Here is a 19,248-nt window from a genome sequence, read left to right as displayed (position 1 = left end):
TTTTATTTTTTGCATTAAAAAGCCTGCTGTTTAAAAATTCAGGTTCAGCTCCAGCGATACCGAATGCGCCCTGAGCCCATCGCTGCGCATGTAATACGCATAGCGTAACCCGACAGAAGCCAGGCTGAACAGGTAAGACGTACCTTCTTCGTTCCGGATACCAGCCACGGGGTTTAAAGGTGACAAACGGATAGCGCCGCCTACCTTATGCGCCGTAAAGGATGCGAGATCATAATCGCTGGTATAGAAACTTTCAGGGGTGTAGACATGTTCGGCATAACCGGCGAAATATTTACTGCCCTGCTGCAACGCGATCCGGTAAAAAGGATTGATCGAAACGGCGGAGCCTATTTTGACCGGCATTTCGATGCTGGCCGTAAGCCCTTGTATGCCCCAGTTGTCCGCATAATAACGGACCATCGTACGCAAGCCCAGGTAGGCAACAGGCTGGTAGTCGTAGCGTGCATACAGCGCAGCACGGTACCGCAACCTCGGCAGTTTTTCGATCCGCACTTCTTTATCGAGTTCGTTGATCACACCATCGTTGAAATATACCCGGTAAAAAGGCGTGGATAACAACCCGGACTGGAAGGTAAGATCGATACCTACTGCCCCGTTCATCCATTGATTAATAACATAACTCAGTTTATTGCTGAGGTTAACGGAATAACGCCAGTCTACCGGGAAGGTCTTGCCGTTCTTGGTCGCCGTCTTACCGTTAACCGGTATGGGCGTTGCATAACCGACCGGTATCTGCCCGTTACCGGAAGAGTCTACCTGGCTGGCGCCGCTATGGCCATCGGTACCGCTATCGTCATCATCATCATCGCTATGGCCGCCGCGGTGCCCGTCGTCGTCGTCATCATCGTGACCGGAATGCCCGGAACCACCAGAACCTCCCGATCCTCCGGAACCACCGGAATGGCCGCCTTCGTCGGCATAGCCGGTAACCTGCGACCGGAACTCACCGGGATAGATCACCAGCCAGCGATCGGCAACCAGGCTAAGCCCGAACTGGTAATTGAGGTTACGGGCAGGCATATCCTTATTCCAGCCAAAATTGAAACTGTAAGAGTTGACATCGTATTCTTTGGAGTAACCGATACCCAAGGAAGTTATGGTATGCGCTGCTTTATTGCCAAAGTCATAACCGATACTGCCGAATACGCGGGTTTCATCGCCGCTGACATCGCCCTGGGCAGCGCTTGCCGATGTCTTATATTTATCGATCAGTCTTAACGAAGCAGAAGTAAAGTGATCGGCCCCGCCATTCACCCGCAGCCCCGAAAGTTCTTTTACGGGGACATAAATATGCGCTTCCTGCGTATAACTTTCGAGTTTTTGCGAACCGGTACCGCCATTTACCGCGCCGTGTTCACCATCCTGGTCATAGTAATTGCTCAACAGGCTCACCGTTACCGGCCGCTTAACCGGCTCTTCGGGCGGTGTAACGTCAGGCCGCGCCTGGCCAAAGCTGAAGCATACACAACAGACCAATACCAGTGTAAGTATAATACCCATAGTTTTATTTAAGTTTTAATAAAATAACCGGATCAAGCCGGTCTTTTGTTTTATGCCCGGTCAGTTGCAACCACAGCCCCCACCCGATTTACCATCCATACCACCGATCATGCCTTCGCGATAGCTATCCGCCTCGCTCTCCAGCTTCTCTACCGGCAGGGCATTGGTTTGCATATAATGATCGTTGAGGTATTGCTTCTGGTAAGGCTTTACCGATTGGCAGGAAGTATATAAAATACTACTGGTAGCCAGGCCGGCAAGCAATATCAATTTCGTCCTGCCTTTAAACACAGGAACCGTCATGCGTTTATGCAGCATACGTAACTTTTTTAAGATTATCGGAATAGTGGAATTGGTTATCGTTATCCACGATAAAACATTGCAGATCGTTGAAGCGATTGACGAAAGCCAGGCCTTCCTCTTTCCCCAACAGGAATATGGATGTAGCGATGGCATCGCAAAGCTCCACATCAGGACTGATTACGGTAACACTCTGCAATCCCTTTACCGGCATACCGCTCTTGGGATGAATAATATGGGCATACTTTTCACCATCGATCAGGGCGTATCGTTCATAACTGCCCGAAGTAGCGATACCACCTTCGGACAGCGGCACCCAGGCAATTAGCTTTTCTTTTCTTTCCGGATCGGCAATGGCAATACGCCAGGTCTTTCCCTGTTCGTTATGGCCCCATACGGTAAGATCGCCGCCTGCATTTACCATACCGTCGCTAAGACCACGATTTTGCAACAGGACCTTCATCTTATTGGCGATAAATCCCTTGCCGATGGCGCCCAATTCTATCTTCGTACCCTTATTGGTGATGAATACCGTTTTGTCCTGTTCATTAAGTTGCACATACCGGTAATCAATATGCCGTACAGAAGCCGCTATTGCCGCAGCATCCGGCTTTTGTACCATAGGACGGTCGAAAAACCAGACCTTATCTATGGAGGCGAACGTGATATCGAACAGGCCTTCTGTAAGCGCCGATATACGCAGGCTCCGTTTCAGCAGGTAAAAGAGTTCGTCGCAAACAGCCACGGGGGCGATACCGGCCATGGCATTCACCTGGTAGAGTTCGGTACCTTCCTGCCAGGCCGAGATTATACCGATAAGCCGGTCGGCTTCGGCATAACCCGCTGCCATATGGGCTTCCATCTCTGCCTCGCTTCCGGGCTCCCCTACCAGCGTGATGTCAAGATGGGAAGTCATGGAGGATATACTTTTATGGTAAGTTTTACGCTTCATATCCTATTGCGCAGTTGCATTGCTTTTAAGTTTATGCATAATAGTCTCCAAAGCGTTGCCGTTATAGATCCTGGCTTTTATGTTCCAGTCGCTGTCGGTCAATACCAATACGGGGAATACCCCATCGGGATTCAACTTTTCGGCAAGCGCCTCGTTGAGGCTTACGGTTTCTTTATCCAGTTTTTTGCGTTGCGGAAAATCGGCGACATAATAAACGTAACCGTTATCCAATAAGGATTTTATTGTGTCCTGCTCCAATACGTTACGCCGGAACCGGTGACAATTGGTGCACCAGTCGGAGCCGGAAAAGTACACGGCGATATTTTTCTCGTGCTGTCTTGCATCGTTGCGTAATCCTTCGAGGCTTTCTACACCGGGCAGGCTTGCACCCATCAGCAGCAGGACAAACAATAGCGTTTTCATAAGCATTAATTTAGGTGCCCGGCCGCGCTATATGCAGCGCCGGGTTTCAGGAATCAGGGTTTTATAATTTTTCCGTTCGCGATACGATCGCCGGCAATCACTTTTACGAAATAGGCACCGGCAGCCCAGTGTTGTGCGGGAATAACGAGGTCCTTTCCGGAAGCTTTACAAGCCACAGATGCTACGGTACGGCCGTATACATCGGCAACGATAACCTGCACTGCGACACCGGGTGTCAATGCTGCTGCGGACAGGGAGATGATCAACCTTTCGTTGACGGGGTTGGGATAAAAAGCAATACCATTAAGGGTTTCCAGTTCTGAGATTGCCGTGGTACCGTTACTGTTGCCGTTGGATTTAAGGATCGTTCCATTTTTGCCTACAGCATAACCTGCTGTAGCTGCCGGAAAATGCAGGGCTTTCAATTCGGCAGTTACCCCGCTTACGTTCTGGCTTACCCAGGAATTGCCGCCATTGGTAGTATGTTGTATACGGCCATCGTCGCCTACAGCCCATCCTTTTTCCGCAGTGATAAAATAAAGCGCATTCAGGTCTTTGGACGTAGCAGCGGTAACGGCGGTAAAAGAGCCTGTACCGTTGGTCTTTCTTACGCCACCGGATTTATAACAAACATAACCGCTTTGCTCCGTTACGAAATGCATGCCCTCCAGGTCGGCCGTAGTGCCCGCCGGCTGCACTGTCCAGGAACTGCCCCCATTATTGCTAACGGCAAAATAACCGTCATCCCCGCAGACGAAAGCTTTCTGCGCGCTCAGCATCTGCACTTTATTCAGGCTGTGCCCGTCTTTATCATCATCATCGTCATCGTCGCTATCCGTAGGGCGTCCCGCCGTCCTGGACCATACTGCGCCACCGTTTGCCGTTTTCAACACCAGGTTCTCTTCGCCTACGGCAATACCATTGTTCGCATCAAAAAAATGAATGCTGTTTATTTTTTTCGAAGTACCGGTAGCCTGTGCTGTCCAGGTACCACCGCCATCGTTTGTTTTACGGATGATGCCGTTCTTGCCGCCTACCCAGCCGGTTTGTTCACTGACAAAGAAAACAGTGTTCAGGTCTTTACTGGCTCCGGCATTCTGTACGGCCCATGCAGCGCCGCCATTGGTGGTTTTAATCACGATACCATCTTTACCCGCAGCCCAGCCGGTCTGCCCGGATACGAAACATACGGCATTAAGATCTTTGGTAGTCGGCGAGCTGAGTTTGGTCCATTGGGCCATCAGCGAAAAGGGCAAGAGGAAGCCTATTGCCAGCAGGGCAATTTTTGTTTTTTTCATTAAGAGGGATTGTTGTGTGTAAGAATTAAGGTTTAAAGAACCGGAGCAACCTTTGTTTTCCTTCACCATACAGGCTCAGGAAATAGATGCCACCGGGCAACTGGTGTATATCGATGGTAGCCTTACCGGCTTCCAGTTTCAGGTTATGTTGACTGAGGGTACTGCCCCCTGCTGTGATAACCCGGGCTTGTAAAGTGGTTACCTCATCTTCCACATACAGGTGGAGTACCGTACGAACCGGGTTGGGGTAAATCAACGCTGTAAGGCCCTGGTGCTGTGCTTCAGCCGCTTTATCACAATCACAGCCCATGGCTGCGAGGGTCTTGCGCATATCGGTACGGCGTTTTGCAAAATAGCTGGTAATACCGGGCAGCGCCACATCTTTAGGCTTACTATCGCGCAACATATTTACGGTTACCATTTCGGTACGGTTAAGGCGGAAAGCCTCGTTGCTATAGAATTTCAGCGTATCGCTTTCTACTGCATCACGGATCAGGTTAAAGGCCCCGAGCGTCAGCTGTTCTACCGGGTATGTTGCGGCCTCCTGGTCGATCAGCCTGCACAGCGTAGCCAGGTATTGCTGTTTCAGGTAAGGATGGTCCAGTATGCGCCAGATCAGCGGCCGGTATTTCCCTTTACTGTTTGCGGGAAAGGGCGGCAGGTTTTTATACCAGAAAGCAAGGTTATAGTCCCAGGGTATCCAATGTATCCTGCCGTCTTCCGGTGTTTCGTACAGGTAAAAATTACGGCCGTTGGCGGCATAGGAATCCCAGTTGTCGAGCAACATATCGGCAGCGAGTACCTTCAGGTAATCCGTTGTTGCAAAACGATCCGACAGCTTTTGCAGGAAGTCGAAGCGGTAATATTTATTGACGAGGTATAACCAATCCAGCAGGCCATTCCAGGCGCCTTCCCGGTCTTTGCTTTGCAATTGCAGTTCGGGGTAGGAAGCGGGCAGGCTGTCTACCCAGGCCAGGTCGGTTGTTTCGGCAGCATCAAAAAGATTGCCTTTATCGGTACCGAAATGTTGTTTTAAAAACAATTTATCTTCCGGCTCCTCCACGACCAGGTAACAACCGTAATAGGCGCCGTTGATAAACAATCGGGTAAAAGCCGTACGGGAAGCGGGTATCCCGATAGCCCGCATAAAACCATAGGCAATATACTCGCGCATAAACGAGGGATCGCCGGCAAGATTATGGAGGTTCAGTTTGCGGATACCCTGGTAGTCCTGTTGCTCGTCGAACTTACCAAAGTGAAGCCGGAAGGGCTTTTTGGGCCCCGGGAAACCGTAGTTTGAATAATGTCCTTTAAACCGGATCGCAACCGGCGCTGCCAGGGTATCGCCATCGATAACCATAGCCGATCGTAATACTTTTTTTTCTTCGCCTTTTAAACCGGCATTGTAGAAAGCCTGTAAACTATCATACCAACCGGGCTCGGCAATCGTGACCCGGATATCGTGCAACCGGCCGGGATTAAAAAGCTCCTGTGCCTGTAATCCGCTACCCGAGCCCATTCCCGACAGCAGTACCCCCAACAGCAGGGATAACCAAACAGGAACAAAACGATAGTGGATACAGGAAGACATAAACTTTTGTTAAGCGGCGCAAAAGTAATTTAGAGTTTTGTCATTTTCCCGGATATGCACCCTGGCACACAATATTTTACCAAGTCATGACGAAGCGCATAACCCTTGCCACAAGGCGAAAGACAACGGGATCCCCGCTCCTGAAACAGCCGGGAAACATGCACCCGGCCAACAATGCCGTAGCCATAAACGGGAAAAGCAGCATAAGGATGAATACCTGGGATCTCTCAACAGGTAAGGATTGTAGCGCTACAGAACGACAAGCGACAAACGTTATTGCGTCATCCTGTTCCTTAAAAAGAAGAGCGATGTTATAAATGACCGGAAAATTTAGTTATTTGCCGCAGAATAATGGAAAGCATAACCAGTAAAACACAGATCAGGGCGCTGATCCCTGTACTACTCGAGGCCTACACGAGCGGCGGCACAGCGGCATTAGCAGATGCGGTGCATAGCCACCTGCTGCAATATAAAGTACGGTTCCCGCTATTGGAATACGCGGCGCAGGAACTTGCTGCGATCCTGCCGGAGCAGGCGCAGGTTGCCTTTACCGATAGCCTGATGGAACTCGATACCATAGGCGGCAATACCATAGCAGGCATGATCCTGCAATTACGGCTGCACCGTCATTTCGACGAGTCGCTGACAAAGGCCGCGGCCTATATTATCCGGGGTAACCAATGGTATGTATGCGATATTATCGGGGAACGGGTAATGGGCTTTGCCCTGCTTCACTACCCGGGGCGAACGCTACCCGTTTTGCAGGGACTGGCCGCACATCCCGACAAATGGCTGGTACGCTCGGTAGGCGTGGCCACGCATTATGCGGTAAAAAAAGGACTACAGAAAAAAGATGCCGCAACGATGTTCGGCCTGTTGCTCAGCCTGGCCGGCGCCACGGAATTCCATACGAAAAAGGGTATTGGCTGGGCAGCGAAAACAATAGCCAAGTTCCACCCGGATATTATTGCAACATATAGCGAACGCTTGCGTACCGACGCAGACATCAAACAATGGTTCAGGACTAAAATCAATATCGGACTCAGCAGATCCTCCAAATATGCCACAAAGTATCCAGGCTAAAACAATCCTTAATAAAACCCGGCGCCGCGACCCCTGGTTCCTGGACGACTATACCCTTAACCCGTATAGCGGATGCTCCTTTAACTGCCTGTATTGTTATATACGGGGTAGTAAGTACGGCGAGCATATGGAAGATAAACTGGCGGTTAAGGAAAATGCAGCCGAACTGCTGGACCGGCAGCTGGCCTTGCGTGCCCGCAAAAACCAATACGGCATTATTGTCCTGTCCTCAGCTACGGACCCTTACCTGCAGGTGGAGAAAGACCGGATGCTGACCCGGAGCCTGCTGGAGGTTATCTTAAAACACCGCTTCCCGGTGCATGTCATTACCAAATCCGACCTGGTGCTGCGCGACCTGGACCTGCTCCGCGCTATAGAAGCCGTGGCACAATTACCTGCCGACCTGCAGGACAAACTGCAACGCAAGGTATTTATTACCTTTTCATTTTCGACTATCGACGACCAGGTAGGTAAACAATTCGAACCCGGCGCAACGCCGCCGCAGCAACGCTTACAGGCCCTCCGCCAGGTACTGGATGCCGGTTTCCACAGCGGCGTAAGTCTTATGCCCCTGTTGCCGTACATTACCGATACCGCCGATAACCTGGAAAAAATGTTTGCCACCTTCCGGGAGCTGGGCGTGCGCTACCTGTTCCCCGCATCGCTTACGCTGTTTGGCAACGGCCCCGCCGATAGCCGCAGCCTGGTACAACGCGCAGTAGAACGCCACTACCCACAGCTGGCTGATAAGTACCGGGCTTTCTTTGCCGGCAATACCGCTATGCCTGCCTATTACCAGGAAGCATTCCGCAATAAAATGAAGGAGCTCTTAAACCGCTACCAATTGGAAAGCAGCCTGATCCCATCACGGCAGCTCTAAAGAGAACGCCCGCCCACTGCGGATTGCAGGGGCGGGCGCCTGTTTGTTGCAAGGAGAAATATGCGGCTGATGTCAGCGTAGCAGCGTTACATTCCCATCGTAATGCTCAGATCTGCCATTCTTAAAGATGACCTTGATCTGGTAAATGTATACCCCTGCGGGTTGTTCCTTATCATTGAACTTACCATCCCAGCCACGACCGTCGGCAACTGCAGTCTGGAACACACTTTGTCCCCAACGGTTAAATACATTCATGGTAAAAGAGGATACGCCCTGTGCAAGCAACTGCCTGGGGTAGAAATAATCGTTTACACCATCGCCATTAGGCGTAAAGGAGTTGGGCACATCGGTATAACAGTCTTTACGGACGATCATCTCGTCGGTACCGGTACAATCGAATTCATTACGCACGGTAAGGCTATAAGTACCGTCGTGGGTAACTTTCAGGATCCGTGTAGTATCGCCGGTACTCCACAGGTATTGTCCCGCGGCGCCGGTCTGGTTGCTCAGGAATAACGGGCTGCCCTGCAGGCAAAGCGTGGTATCCGGCCCGATATATACATCCGGCGGCGTATGCACGACTACGGAGTCCTGTTTTATAACCTCCGGACAAACCCTGTACACAACGCCGGCCGAAATATAATAAACACCTTGCCGGTCATAGGAATGGGAGGTAGCCGCAATATTACGGGTGCCGCTCTGGTCACCGAAGTCCCAGTTGAGTGCAACCAGGCCCTGGCGGGTATACCGGGCTTTTACATTTACCTGGTCGCCGATACACAACGCATGACGGTCGAGCTCGATATCCAGTGCCGGCACGCTGTCTACCGTAATGACGCGGTAGGCCGTGTCGCGACAGGAGATACTGTCGGCAATAACCAGTTGTACGTTATAAACACCCGGTGTGGTAAAGGTATGTGAGGGGTTACAATTGGCCGAGGTATTGCCATCGCCGAAATTCCAGGAGCAGGTAGCCGGTTTTAAGAATACCGTAGAGGTACCGGTAAACTGTACCGCTGTGCCCAGGCATATGGTATCGGCACTTACGGTAAATGTGGCATCCAGCGGATGGCTCGTACTGATGGGTTTCTGGATGCTATCGGCACAATAGGGATTCGAAGCAAAAAGACGTACGGTATAGCTGTTTTGCTGGTCGTAGCGGTGCACGGGGCTCTCCAGCGTCGATGTTTGTCCATCGCCGAAATCCCATTCCCAGTTATCGGCAAGCGGCGTTGTACTATGGAAGGCTACGCTGTCGAAATCACAGCCGTAGATCATGCGATAAGTAAAGTCGGGGTTGATCGTCTTATTGGAAATAGGTACGAATACGGAATCGGTATACTGGCAATTGCCCTGGGTCGCACTGGTGGTCATCTTCAGATGATACATCGTGTTGGCTGTCGGGTTGATTACCGGGTTAAGCGTTGTGGCCCCCGAAGAGATGGATGTGGCCGGGCTCCAGGCGTATTGGTACGTAACCCAGGGCTGGCCGTTGGTCAGTATGCCATGCAGGGTGTCGGCATATAAGCCGCATCCGAACAGGGTATCGCTGACACCGGCGTCGATAGCCGGCGGCGGCACCATCAGGAAGGTATCTGTAGTAATGGGCCCGCTGCCGCAACCCGATGAGGTAGAACTCAGCACCACGCGGGTAAGACCGGTAGGCGTTACGGTAAAATTAGGACCGGTGCCGGTTATGGCAGCGCTACCGTTCAATATGGCTGCGGAGTAAGGCGGTTTGCCACCGGCCGTTACGGTAAAAGACTGCGTTGCAGAACATTGGTATAAGGTATCGGTTACCTGGGGTGAGTACATGAACGGGCAACCGCCAAAGTCGATCGCAACCGGGATATTACCCAATGCAGTCAATGCAATGGTCGTAGAAGCCGGATCCACCACACCGGAATATACCGGTGTACTGCCTACCAGCAATTGATTGCCGGAGAGCGAAAAACAGATCGCACCCGCCGGGCCTCCGGTAACGGTCCAGGTATACATCAGGGTACCCGTAGGACTGTATTTCCGTAAAACGGCCGTGCCGGCCAGATCGAGCACATAGAAATTGCCTTCGCAATCCGCGGCGATATCGTAAACGTTTACGGCCGATGGCAAGGTAGCGATAATCGTCGCATTACCCGTACCGTCGTAACGGTAGATATCTGCGCCGGTTTTGCCATAAATATAACCGCCACCCGCACCGATATCTACCGAACCGGATGTATGACCGGTGTTGACCCAGGTAGTACCGTCATAATAATAATAATTGGCGCCGATCACCGCGTAAAAGGTGGGCGAAGGCCCCGTAGACGAATTAAGATTGGTGCTTACGGCCAGCGATATACCACCGGGAGGCGGAAAGGTGTTTAAAACCGGGTTAGTGGCCGAAATAGGCAGGTAAGTATTGAGATTGTAGATCGAGCCGCCGCTGATAAAGTAAACCATGCTGTCGCAAACAGGGTATTGGGCAAAGGCTTTTTCCCCGAAGCTCCCCAGGAAAGCACAGCAGATTAAGGTTCGTAAAAAGAAAGATAAAGAGGTAAGGTTTCTGCTCATGTAGCTCATTTAATCATTTAAAAGGAACGGATAATTGATCAGTACAATGTGTTTATAAGGTCTGGTAAATAACAAGACCGGTAAAATAAACAGATGGTTAGGTCGTCAGCTAAAATAATAGTTAAAAAACATATTTAAGTCCGTTAACCAAAAAAAATATTTCAGATCGGGGTTTTTCTTTACGAAAAGGCCCTGCCGCAATAACAAAGATTATTTTCGCCAGTACATCCCCGGCCGCTGTATCCGCCAGCCTACCCCACTCTGTTTCAATTTGTTTTGTTCGAAATCCAAATGGACAAGCGGTTTGCATCCGCTCATTTACGCCCTGGTCCGGTAAAAAAATTTGGTCCGCACACTATTCAATCGTAATATTGCGATTAAATAAAGCGCCAAGGGACTAACCCTAAGTGAAATATTTACCCCGGAGCAGAACCAACTGCCCACGATCCTGAAACTACCAGGTCCTGGTATCGACGAAAAGGTATGGTCGAATTATGGAGGGAGCTCCGGCTTTTTTTACCGAAGATGTGCGCACCGGGAAATGCTGTCCCGCATTTTTTTAGCTTAGTTAATCGTAATATTGCAATATATAAATAAAACAAAAAACATGCTGTTATCAGCCATTAAAACACTGCTGCCCCAACTCAGCACCGTAGCATTCCGGTTAGAAAACGGGGATACCGTACCCGAACACTTCCATGTAACGGAAGTAGGCCTGATCGAAAAACGGTTTATCGACTGCGGCGGTACCTTAAGAACCGAAAAGGTGGTCAACTTCCAGCTTTGGGATGCAGACGACTATGAACACCGGCTGAAGCCGGGCAAACTGCTGCACATCATAACCCTGTCGGAAGCGCAACTGGGTATCAGCGACGACCTGCCCGTAGAAGTGGAATACCAGCAGGCCACCATCGGCAGGTACGACCTGGCCTGCGAGGGCGACCACTTTGTGCTGCGCAACAAAGCTACGGCATGCCTGGCCCGGGATCGCTGCGGCATACCCGCCCCAACCGCCGGTACCGGCCCCAATAGTTGTACACCCGGTAGTAGTTGCTGCTCATGAGCAGGCTATGCCGGCACCGGGTACCGGAAACGATTCCTGATTATCGTTTCGGCCCCAAGTTTTACTTTATCCATTTAATCTGGCTTATCAATTAAACCTTATGAAAAAAATACTCGTACTCTGTACCGGCAACAGTTGCCGCAGCCAGATGGCTGAAGCTTATCTACGCTATTTTGCCCCGGAGCGCATCCTGGTATACAGCGCCGGCATCGAAGCCCATGGCCTTAATCCACGGGCTGTAACCGTTATGCAGGAAGACGGGATCGACATCAGCCGGCACAGTTCCGATACGGTCGATACCTACGCTCAGCATGACTTCGACTTCGTGATCACGGTATGCGATCATGCGCAGGAACATTGTCCCATTTTCCCCGGGAAGGCACAGAAGTTTCATCATAACTTCCCGGACCCGGCCCGGGCCACCGGTACGGAACCAGCTATTCTCCAGCAGTTCCGCCAGGTCAGGGATCAGGTTAAAGAATATTGCCGGCAATTTATAAAGGATCAGCTACACGCTTAAGAGGAAAAGCCTGCCGGTACCGGCAGGCTTTTCCTCTTATTACTTTTATACCAACCCGGTCAACGGCCTGCTGTACCGGATACCGTTACCTGCCCGCGGTAACGGATGCTTTGTCGCCGGTTGAAGATAAGACTGACATCGGCATAAGCACTGCCGGGGAAATAAGTCATTTCGATCCGGCGCACATCGCCCTTGTCGCGGGGAGTAATACGAATGATCGTAGCGCCTTTTTTACCCGGCTCTTCTGAATAGTCGAATTGAAGCAAAGTAAAATCACCGGGACCATTATTGTTCCCATAGGCAGGCGCATCGGCGCTACCGAAATAAGGCAGGTAACTCGTTACCTTATCGCGCGTGATAACAAGCTGGAATGTAGCCGTAACGCGCATAGGCCTGCTCCCCATGGGAAAGACCGTTTCGGGTACGAAAGTATAGGTCCGGGCGGGCCGTACAGCCGCCTGCCGGGCAGGGGAAGGCGTATACGACACAAGCAGCAGCAGGCATAACAGCCAATAACGTTTCATAAAAAAACATTTGCTATTGCATACAGTCGCGACCCGCTAAAGTTCTTCAAAACTTGTTAACAACAAATATTTAGTGTTGCTGTTATATCAGCTCAACAGACCAACAGGTTATGAAAACCCTGATTCTACTGGCTGCAACGCTGGCCCTGCTGCGTACCGCACCCGCCGCAGCACAGGCGACACCCTCGCCCAATACACCGGAATATATAAAGGTACCCACGGGTTACCTGGTAGTACTGCGCCAGGGCGCATCGGTGCTGGAGCGGCTTAAAGCGCTGGCCCAACAAGAGCAATTGCCCTCGGCCTCCTTCAGCGCTATCGGCTTCGTGGATATTACGTTTGGCTTTTTTAACTTCAAGACCAAACAATATACGCCCAGAACCTTTAAAAATGTAGAACTGGCCAGCATGAACGGCTCTATAGCCTGGCAGGGCAACGAGGTAAGCATCCATGCGCATGGCGTGGCTACGGACGAAACCTTCCGGGCCAGCGGCGGCCATATCCTGGAAGCTATTGTAAGTACAGGATCTGTAGAAATTTTGGTTACGGTCCATGATAAGCTCCTGCAGCGCCATATAGAAAATCCGCCGGGGGCCAATGTACTGCAGTTGGGCGCCGATTAAGCAGATGATCACATCAAACCTGCTCCCGGGTTACCGTACCCGTACAAACAGGCACAGGCAAAGCCTGCAGTCGCAGTCTTTGCCTGTGCTTAACCCTGATTTTATTTTAAGGTCTTATAATGGCGACGATATCGCCGCATTCCAGCATATCGCTGCCATAATAGGGATTGCGGATAACGGCCCGGTCGCTCAGCCAACTGCCGCCCAGGTCGTCGAAGGCCATGGGACAATGGACCTGGTATACCGGTTTATCACTGCCAAAAAATTTTACCAGTTCGAACATATCGCCCGATAAGGCGCCAAAGGCTATGCGTTGTTGTTTTAGATCGCCTTTTGCGATATCCGCTGCGGCTTTTCCTATAGCCCGTACATAACTGTTATACAACTGCACCTGGGTGGCGGTTGCCGTATCGGTAGCGCTCAATGCAGGCAGGGCCAGCAATTGGTCCGCAGCACCGGCTGCCGCCTCCTGGTTATCACGCACCAGCGCATCACCGATCTTAAGGTATACAGCATAGGCCTGCCCGGTAACGCGGGTAATTTGCGCCTGGGGCTTCACGGCCAGCGGATGTAACAACCTGGCTGCACTGGTATCGGCCCAGGTCGCGGTTTGCGGACCGGAGGGGACACCATTGCCGGCATTACAGCTCCACAAGAGCAGTGCCGCTGCCAGCAGGGGCAAGATGCGCAAAACAGTATTTTGTTCCTTCGGGTGGGTCATAGTTCCTATTTCAGATTATTCCAGCGTACTGATCTTAAATCCTGCCTTTTCGACAACTGCCGTTATGGTAGCGGCATCCGGGCCATCGGCCGGGCTTACTACCGTCAGTATTTTATCGGCATGCGCAGTATCGACCTGCCAGCTGGCCAGTTTTTCTACTTTATCGAGGTGCGGGGTAACTGCGTTGATACAACCATTACAATTGATATTGGTCTTAAACTTCAGCGTATTCATTGTTATTGGTTTGTGCAAAGTTCCGGTAAGCCGGTAGCCCTGCTGTTATACAATTAGAGAAAAAAATTACAAGATTTTAAAGCCGGGCGTATTTAAGGCGCAGGCTGTTCGTCACTACCGATACGGAGCTCAGCGCCATAGCCGCGCCCGCGATCATCGGGTTGAGCAGGAAACCGGTAAAGGGATACAGGATACCGGCGGCAAGCGGTATACCCACCAGGTTATAAATAAAGGCCCAGAACAGGTTTTGGCGGATTACGCGCACCGTGCGGCGCGACAGCGATACCGCTTTGGGAATACTGCCCAGGTCGGAAGAGATCAGGGTCATTTTAGCCACATCCATGGCGATATCCGTGCCTTTGCCCATGGCAATACTCACATCGGCCTGCGCCAGGGCATGGCTATCGTTAATACCATCGCCCACCATGCCTACGATATGACCTTGTTGCTGCAATGCTTTGATAAAGTCGGCTTTATCGGAAGGCAGGGTCTCTGCCCGGAACTCCTTAATTCCGGTCTGGGCGGCTACCGCAGCGGCGGTATGCGCATTATCGCCGGTAAGCATATAGGGCGTGATGCCCATAGCCTGCAGTCTTTGTATCGCGTCTGCAGAGCTGTCCTTCACCTTGTCGGCGATCGCAACCGCGGCCAGCGCTTTGCCCTTGCTACCCAGCCAGATCACGGTATGCGCACGTTCCAGCCATTCGGTGGCTTGCTGCTGCAGGTCGGCAGGTAGGGTGATCTGCCGTTCCGTCATCAGCTTTTGGCTGCCCGCATAGTATACCTGCCCATTGTAACTCGCAGAGACGCCTTTACCGGTAATACTTTCGAACTGGCTCAGGCTGGCTTCGCTCACCTGCTGTTCCTGCAGGTAACGGCTTACCGCTTCGGCCAGGGGATGTTCCGATTGCCGCTCCAGGCCATACAGAATACCGGCCAATACATCGCGATCAGCATCCTGCGCCCAGCGTATACCGGTTACGGCAGGTTTGCCTTCGGTAATGGTACCGGTTTTATCGAGGATAATGCTGTCCATTTTATAAGCCAGTTCCAGGCTTTCCGCATCTTTGATCAGGATACCGTTTTCTGCGCCTTTACCCACACCCACCATAATGGCGGTGGGCGTAGCCAGGCCCAGCGCACAGGGACAGGCAATCACCAATACCGTAATAAATGCCAGCAAGCCTTGTGTAAGACCGTTATCGCCGCCCAGCACAACCCAGGACAAGAGGCTCAGTAAGGCGATACCGATCACCACCGGTACAAATACAGCGGCAATCTTATCGACCAGTTTCTGTACCGGCGCCTTGCTGCCCTGTGCATCCCGTACGGCCTGTATGATCCGGGCCAGTACAGTGTCGCCACCTACCTTTTCGGCCACGAAGCGGAAACTGCTCTTCTGGTTGATCGTGCCGGAAAATACGGGAGCGCCTGCAGCTTTGAGTACGGCTACGGGTTCGCCGGTAATCATGCTTTCATCTACATAAGAACTGCCTTCGGTAACCTTGCCGTCGACCGCAATCTTTTCGCCGGGTTTAACCAACAGGGTGTCGCCGGGTTTCACTTTCGCCACCGGGATCTCCATCTGGTGCCCGCCTTCATGGATAATGGTTACCGTAGCAGGCTGCAGACCCATCAGTTTTTTTATGGCGGAGGAAGTATTGCTCTTTGCTTTTTCTTCCAGCATTTTACCCAACAGGATAAAGGCGATCACCACGGCAGCCGCTTCGAAGTACACGTGGGCATGTAAACCGCGGTTGTGCCAGAATTGCGGGTATACCGTATTGAAAACACTGAAGATATAAGCGATACCGGTACTCATGGCCACCAGGGTATCCATATTGGCCGAACGGTGTTTCAGTTGCTTCCAGGCGTTGACAAAGAACTGGCGGCCAAACAGGAGCACTACCGGCGTGGCCAGTGCCCACATGATGTAATTAGCATAGGGCATATTCATAAAGAACATACCGATCACGACGAGGGGCAGGGAAAACAGGATAGCGGCCAGGGTACGCCGGTGCAACTGCCGGGCATGCTCCTGCTGCAGGGCTTCCAGGTTGCCGGCGGCCTCTTCGCTTTCGTCGATCACCAGGTCGTAACCCACAGATTGTACGGCGGTCCTCAGGCTTGCGGCATCTGTAATGCCCGGCACGAACTCTACACGGGTTGTGCTGTCGGCAAAGTTGACAGTGGCCTTAAGCACGCCGGGTTGCGCGCCCAGCATGCTTTCTACGCTGCCTGCACAGGAGGCGCAGCTCATACCCGTTACCGGGAAAGTTTTCTTAAGTGTATCTACGCCATACCCCAGGTCGCGTATGGCAGCAACTGCCTCAGGCAATACGCGCTCAGGATCGTCGGTCCCGATCACTGCCCGTCTGTTGTTCAGTTCTACTTTATGGCTTTTTATGCCTTTTACCTTATCCAGGCCTTTATCGACGATAAGGGCACAATGTTCGCTTTCGACATCGGTAAGGGGCAGTGAGAATGTATCGGGCATGGCTGATGTATTTTTTTAGAATACAAAGCTACGCCGCCGGGCCAGGGAGCGGTTACAGGATTATGGATTTGATTTATAAAATTCCTGTTCCCGGTTTATTCACTTTATCGAGGGTTTTGCGCCCGTTGCGCCCGCAATCGCGGTAAGCGCTCGGTGTCATACCGGTCACTTTTTTAAACTGGCTGCTCAAAGCCGCGGTGCTGCTGTAGTTGAGCCGCCAGGCAATCTCGCTCAGGCTCCATTCTCCATAGGAGATCCATTCTTTTACCTTTTCTATTTTTTGCTGGATCGTATACTGTTCGATGGTGATGCCTTCGTGTTCCGAAAAAACTTTGCTCAGGTAGGGATAGTCGAGCTGCAGGAGCCGGGTCAGGTACTCGCTGTACTTTACTTTTCCTTCGTCGTTGCGGTGATGGATAAGCCCGATGAGGCCTACCTTGATCGCTTCGATGATCTGGGCCTTGCGATCGGCGATCAGTGCAAACCCCAGTGCTTCCAGGCTCCCGGCAAGCTCCTGCATCCGGGGCGGCTCCAGGTTATCTTCGTAGAGCTGTACCGTTCCCAGGTCAATATGCCGCACCTGCAGCCCCATCTCCTGCAATACCGCCTGCACTGCCATAATACAGCGGTCGCAGACCATATTCTTTATCATCAGCTTAGTACCCATATATTTTCTTCCCGTTTTTACTGTATAAAACCGGGCGGTTAGCCGCAATGCAGCCACCCGCCCGGGTATTTGGTTACCAAATGGTCATTTTACGCGTGGTCTTGCCCTGCTTCCCGGTTACGTTCAGGAAGTAAACGCCTTTCGGCCAGCCCGACACATCGATACGCAGTTCACTGCGATCGCTGCCGGTGGTATATACCTGGCGGCCGGCCAGGTCGGTAATCGTAATCTGCCTGTTTTCGTGTAGGTCCTGCTCCAGATAAAGGGTCACCTGGTTATGAGCCGGGTTGGGCGCGATACGGAATGCAGGACCGGCCGGGACCCGGTCGCGGATTCCCGTTTTCGTAGAATCTACCACGAGGAAGGTACCCATCATACCGTCATCTTCATGATGCAGCAAATGGCAGTGGTACATATAAGGTACATCGGGATCGGCAAAGGTTTCAAATTTGGTCAGCACCTTTACGCTATCGCCCGGCCTGACCACCACCACATCTTTCCAGCCCATTTTGCCCGGCGGCAGGTTGATACCGCCCTCCTGGATAATATTGAACTGGATATCATGTATATGAAAGGGGTGTGCCACCAGGGTATGGTTCTTTATGGTCCATATCTCGGTAGTGTTCAGCTGCACGGTTTCGTTGATCACATCCATATCGAAAGTCTTGTTATTGATGCCAAACGGCCCGTCGGCACGATTGGGCACATCGGCGGGCAACAGGCGTATAGTATCCAGCACGATGCTGCGGAAATGGGTAGCCTGCGCAGGATCGAAGGGTATCAACGGCACAAGCGTAGCCGGTATCGCGGTAACAGGCGATGCCGTAGGCGCGGTAACATTGATCCGCAACAGGTCGAAATCCGCACCATTCCGCATGTTGTGTTCATATTCATGAATGGTATCGGCGCCAGCGCCTACCACTGCGGCGCCGTAAACACCTTCCGGTATTTCCGAACCAAAGCTGCGGAGGTAAAGCGTATTACCCGTCATACCCGACAGGTTGATCAGTACTTCGGCTCTTTCACCGGGCGACAGCAATAACCGGGTAAGGGTCCTCGGCGTATCCAGCAGGCCACCATCGGTAGCGATCTGGTATAGCGATTGCCCGCCCGATAAGCCGAAATTATAACTCCGCAGGCTGCTCGCATTCAGCAAACGCAGCCTGATCACCTGGGCAGGCGCATCGAGATAAGGATGAAGCGTACCGTTGACGAACAACGCGGTATCCATATTGGATGCGATCATGATCTGCCCGAGCTCGTCGAACGCTTTGCTCTGCACCACCAGGGGTATATCGTCCTGTCCGTAGTTATGGGGTATGGCCAGGGCCTGTTCCAACGGATCGTGTATAATAAAGAAACCGGCAAGCCCCCTCGATATCTGGGGATCGGTTTGCCCGGCGCCATGCGGGTGGTACCAGAAGGTGCCGGCATTGTTCCGCACCTTGAACGAAGGGCTCCAGGTGGCGCCCGCATTGATGGACTGGTGCGGTCCGCCGTCGTTTTTGGGCGATACATGCAGGCCATGCCAGTGCATGGTCGTTTTCTGGTTCAGGTTATTGATCACGTTAAGGGTAATGCTATCGCCCTTATTGACCACGATGGTAGGCGCCATCCAGCCCGCATTGATACCGAGTGTAGGCGTGCTGACCGAAGGATAAAAACTCCGGCTGCCGGTTTGCACCGTCAGGTTAAAAGTGGTGCCGGTAAGCACCGGCGGGATCGACAAAGCGTTCTGCGCCGCAGCGCCGTACGACAGGCACAGCAGGGCTAATAGGGTTCTATAGGCATACATCAT

Annotated in this window: 18 protein-coding genes; 5 read left to right on the top strand and 13 right to left on the bottom strand. The window is 52.0% G+C overall.

Going from position 1 to position 19,248, the window contains the following annotated elements:
* Window positions 1–30: 30 nt before the first annotated feature.
* The 6 genes from B0I18_RS09570 to B0I18_RS09545 are packed head-to-tail and all read right to left on the bottom strand — an operon-like array spanning window position 31 to window position 6,085.
* A complete protein-coding gene (locus B0I18_RS09570) occupies window positions 31–1,521 on the bottom strand; it encodes a DUF3570 domain-containing protein (protein ID WP_106522459.1) in 1,491 nt (496 codons plus the stop codon).
* A gap of 60 nt (window positions 1,522–1,581) precedes the next feature.
* Window positions 1,582–1,839: a DUF4266 domain-containing protein gene (locus tag B0I18_RS09565; protein WP_245882078.1), complete on the bottom strand. Its 258-nt coding sequence runs from the start codon at window positions 1,837–1,839 to the stop codon at window positions 1,582–1,584.
* Window positions 1,829–2,737, bottom strand: a complete 909-nt coding sequence (locus tag B0I18_RS09560; protein ID WP_181358408.1) for an FAD:protein FMN transferase — start codon at window positions 2,735–2,737, stop codon at window positions 1,829–1,831. The genes B0I18_RS09565 and B0I18_RS09560 overlap by 11 nt, the downstream gene beginning before the upstream one ends.
* Window positions 2,738–2,776: 39 nt before the next feature.
* Window positions 2,777–3,196 carry a thioredoxin family protein gene (locus tag B0I18_RS09555; protein ID WP_181358407.1) on the bottom strand — a complete coding sequence of 140 codons (420 nt, stop codon included), beginning with the start codon at window positions 3,194–3,196 and terminating at the stop codon, window positions 2,777–2,779.
* Between the two features lie 53 nt (window positions 3,197–3,249).
* Window positions 3,250–4,494, bottom strand: coding sequence for a YCF48-related protein (locus B0I18_RS09550; protein WP_181358406.1), 1,245 nt, complete (start codon window positions 4,492–4,494; stop codon window positions 3,250–3,252).
* Between the two features lie 25 nt (window positions 4,495–4,519).
* Complete coding sequence (locus B0I18_RS09545) at window positions 4,520–6,085, bottom strand: CotH kinase family protein (protein ID WP_106522455.1); 1,566 nt, start codon at window positions 6,083–6,085, stop codon at window positions 4,520–4,522.
* 351 nt (window positions 6,086–6,436) lie between these two features.
* On the opposite strand from B0I18_RS09545, the gene B0I18_RS09540 reads away from it, so the two are divergent.
* Together B0I18_RS09540 and B0I18_RS09535 are read left to right on the top strand one after the other, a co-directional pair.
* The gene (locus B0I18_RS09540; protein ID WP_106522454.1) at window positions 6,437–7,168 is read left to right on the top strand and encodes a DNA alkylation repair protein; all 732 of its coding nucleotides are present in this window, start codon (window positions 6,437–6,439) and stop codon (window positions 7,166–7,168) included.
* Window positions 7,146–8,048, top strand: coding sequence for an SPL family radical SAM protein (locus B0I18_RS09535; protein WP_106522453.1), 903 nt, complete (start codon window positions 7,146–7,148; stop codon window positions 8,046–8,048). Before B0I18_RS09540 ends, B0I18_RS09535 begins: the two co-directional genes overlap by 23 nt.
* Window positions 8,049–8,120: 72 nt before the next feature.
* Here B0I18_RS09535 and B0I18_RS09530 read toward each other — a convergent pair whose 3' ends face one another.
* On the bottom strand, window positions 8,121–10,601 hold the full coding sequence (locus B0I18_RS09530; protein ID WP_181358405.1) for a PKD domain-containing protein: 2,481 nt from the start codon (window positions 10,599–10,601) through the stop codon (window positions 8,121–8,123).
* Window positions 10,602–11,208: 607 nt separating this feature from the next.
* Here B0I18_RS09530 and B0I18_RS09520 point away from each other — a divergent pair.
* Window positions 11,209–11,664: a DUF6428 family protein gene (locus tag B0I18_RS09520; protein ID WP_106522450.1), complete on the top strand. Its 456-nt coding sequence runs from the start codon at window positions 11,209–11,211 to the stop codon at window positions 11,662–11,664.
* A gap of 100 nt (window positions 11,665–11,764) precedes the next feature.
* Complete coding sequence (locus tag B0I18_RS09515) at window positions 11,765–12,184, top strand: arsenate reductase ArsC (RefSeq protein WP_106522449.1); 420 nt, start codon at window positions 11,765–11,767, stop codon at window positions 12,182–12,184.
* A 59-nt stretch (window positions 12,185–12,243) separates the two neighbouring features.
* Here B0I18_RS09515 and B0I18_RS09510 read toward each other — a convergent pair whose 3' ends face one another.
* Window positions 12,244–12,708, bottom strand: a complete 465-nt coding sequence (locus tag B0I18_RS09510; RefSeq protein ID WP_106522448.1) for a DUF4251 domain-containing protein — start codon at window positions 12,706–12,708, stop codon at window positions 12,244–12,246.
* Window positions 12,709–12,818: 110 nt separating this feature from the next.
* Between B0I18_RS09510 and B0I18_RS09505 the strand changes: the two genes are divergently transcribed.
* Window positions 12,819–13,331, top strand: a complete 513-nt coding sequence (locus B0I18_RS09505) for a PPC domain-containing DNA-binding protein (protein ID WP_106522447.1) — start codon at window positions 12,819–12,821, stop codon at window positions 13,329–13,331.
* Between the two features lie 106 nt (window positions 13,332–13,437).
* Here the strand turns inward: B0I18_RS09505 and B0I18_RS09500 are convergent, their stop codons facing one another.
* The 5 genes from B0I18_RS09500 to B0I18_RS09480 all read right to left on the bottom strand — a co-directional run bounded on the left by B0I18_RS09500 (window position 13,438) and on the right by B0I18_RS09480 (window position 19,248).
* Entirely contained in the window at window positions 13,438–14,052 is a 615-nt protein-coding gene (locus B0I18_RS09500; protein ID WP_106522446.1) for a DUF3347 domain-containing protein, read from the bottom strand.
* Window positions 14,053–14,067: 15 nt separating this feature from the next.
* Window positions 14,068–14,286, bottom strand: a complete 219-nt coding sequence (locus tag B0I18_RS09495) for a heavy-metal-associated domain-containing protein (RefSeq protein ID WP_106522445.1) — start codon at window positions 14,284–14,286, stop codon at window positions 14,068–14,070.
* A 76-nt stretch (window positions 14,287–14,362) separates the two neighbouring features.
* The gene (locus tag B0I18_RS09490) at window positions 14,363–16,783 is read right to left on the bottom strand and encodes a heavy metal translocating P-type ATPase (RefSeq protein WP_106522444.1); all 2,421 of its coding nucleotides are present in this window, start codon (window positions 16,781–16,783) and stop codon (window positions 14,363–14,365) included.
* Window positions 16,784–16,856: 73 nt separating this feature from the next.
* On the bottom strand, window positions 16,857–17,450 hold the full coding sequence (locus B0I18_RS09485) for a helix-turn-helix domain-containing protein (protein ID WP_106522443.1): 594 nt from the start codon (window positions 17,448–17,450) through the stop codon (window positions 16,857–16,859).
* 73 nt (window positions 17,451–17,523) lie between these two features.
* Window positions 17,524–19,248, bottom strand: a complete 1,725-nt coding sequence (locus B0I18_RS09480) for a multicopper oxidase domain-containing protein (protein WP_106522442.1) — start codon at window positions 19,246–19,248, stop codon at window positions 17,524–17,526.

The organism is Taibaiella chishuiensis, assembly GCF_003014535.1.
In the GTDB taxonomy this organism is placed as follows: Bacteria; Bacteroidota; Bacteroidia; order Chitinophagales; family Chitinophagaceae; genus Taibaiella; species Taibaiella chishuiensis.
The sequence above is the reverse complement of the archived record's forward strand: the minus strand, read 5'-3'. Positions and strand labels throughout refer to the sequence as shown.

What these genes read in the sequence shown, in the direction of transcription:
- B0I18_RS09550 (WP_181358406.1), bottom strand. Translation starts at nt 4,494, where the DNA reads ATGAAAAAAACAAAAATTGCCCTGCTGGCAATAGGCTTCCTCTTGCCC.
- B0I18_RS09480 (WP_106522442.1), bottom strand. Translation starts at nt 19,248, where the DNA reads ATGATGTATGCCTATAGAACCCTATTAGCCCTGCTGTGCCTGTCGTAC.
- B0I18_RS09515 (WP_106522449.1), top strand. Translation starts at nt 11,765, where the DNA reads ATGAAAAAAATACTCGTACTCTGTACCGGCAACAGTTGCCGCAGCCAG.
- B0I18_RS09520 (WP_106522450.1), top strand. Translation starts at nt 11,209, where the DNA reads ATGCTGTTATCAGCCATTAAAACACTGCTGCCCCAACTCAGCACCGTA.
- B0I18_RS09490 (WP_106522444.1), bottom strand. Translation starts at nt 16,783, where the DNA reads ATGCCCGATACATTCTCACTGCCCCTTACCGATGTCGAAAGCGAACAT.
- B0I18_RS09505 (WP_106522447.1), top strand. Translation starts at nt 12,819, where the DNA reads ATGAAAACCCTGATTCTACTGGCTGCAACGCTGGCCCTGCTGCGTACC.
- B0I18_RS09535 (WP_106522453.1), top strand. Translation starts at nt 7,146, where the DNA reads ATGCCACAAAGTATCCAGGCTAAAACAATCCTTAATAAAACCCGGCGC.
- B0I18_RS09495 (WP_106522445.1), bottom strand. Translation starts at nt 14,286, where the DNA reads ATGAATACGCTGAAGTTTAAGACCAATATCAATTGTAATGGTTGTATC.
- B0I18_RS09545 (WP_106522455.1), bottom strand. Translation starts at nt 6,085, where the DNA reads ATGTCTTCCTGTATCCACTATCGTTTTGTTCCTGTTTGGTTATCCCTG.
- B0I18_RS09530 (WP_181358405.1), bottom strand. Translation starts at nt 10,601, where the DNA reads ATGAGCAGAAACCTTACCTCTTTATCTTTCTTTTTACGAACCTTAATC.
- B0I18_RS09560 (WP_181358408.1), bottom strand. Translation starts at nt 2,737, where the DNA reads ATGACTTCCCATCTTGACATCACGCTGGTAGGGGAGCCCGGAAGCGAG.
- B0I18_RS09500 (WP_106522446.1), bottom strand. Translation starts at nt 14,052, where the DNA reads ATGACCCACCCGAAGGAACAAAATACTGTTTTGCGCATCTTGCCCCTG.
- B0I18_RS09570 (WP_106522459.1), bottom strand. Translation starts at nt 1,521, where the DNA reads ATGGGTATTATACTTACACTGGTATTGGTCTGTTGTGTATGCTTCAGC.
- B0I18_RS09540 (WP_106522454.1), top strand. Translation starts at nt 6,437, where the DNA reads ATGGAAAGCATAACCAGTAAAACACAGATCAGGGCGCTGATCCCTGTA.
- B0I18_RS09510 (WP_106522448.1), bottom strand. Translation starts at nt 12,708, where the DNA reads ATGAAACGTTATTGGCTGTTATGCCTGCTGCTGCTTGTGTCGTATACG.
- B0I18_RS09565 (WP_245882078.1), bottom strand. Translation starts at nt 1,839, where the DNA reads ATGCTGCATAAACGCATGACGGTTCCTGTGTTTAAAGGCAGGACGAAA.
- B0I18_RS09555 (WP_181358407.1), bottom strand. Translation starts at nt 3,196, where the DNA reads ATGAAAACGCTATTGTTTGTCCTGCTGCTGATGGGTGCAAGCCTGCCC.
- B0I18_RS09485 (WP_106522443.1), bottom strand. Translation starts at nt 17,450, where the DNA reads ATGGGTACTAAGCTGATGATAAAGAATATGGTCTGCGACCGCTGTATT.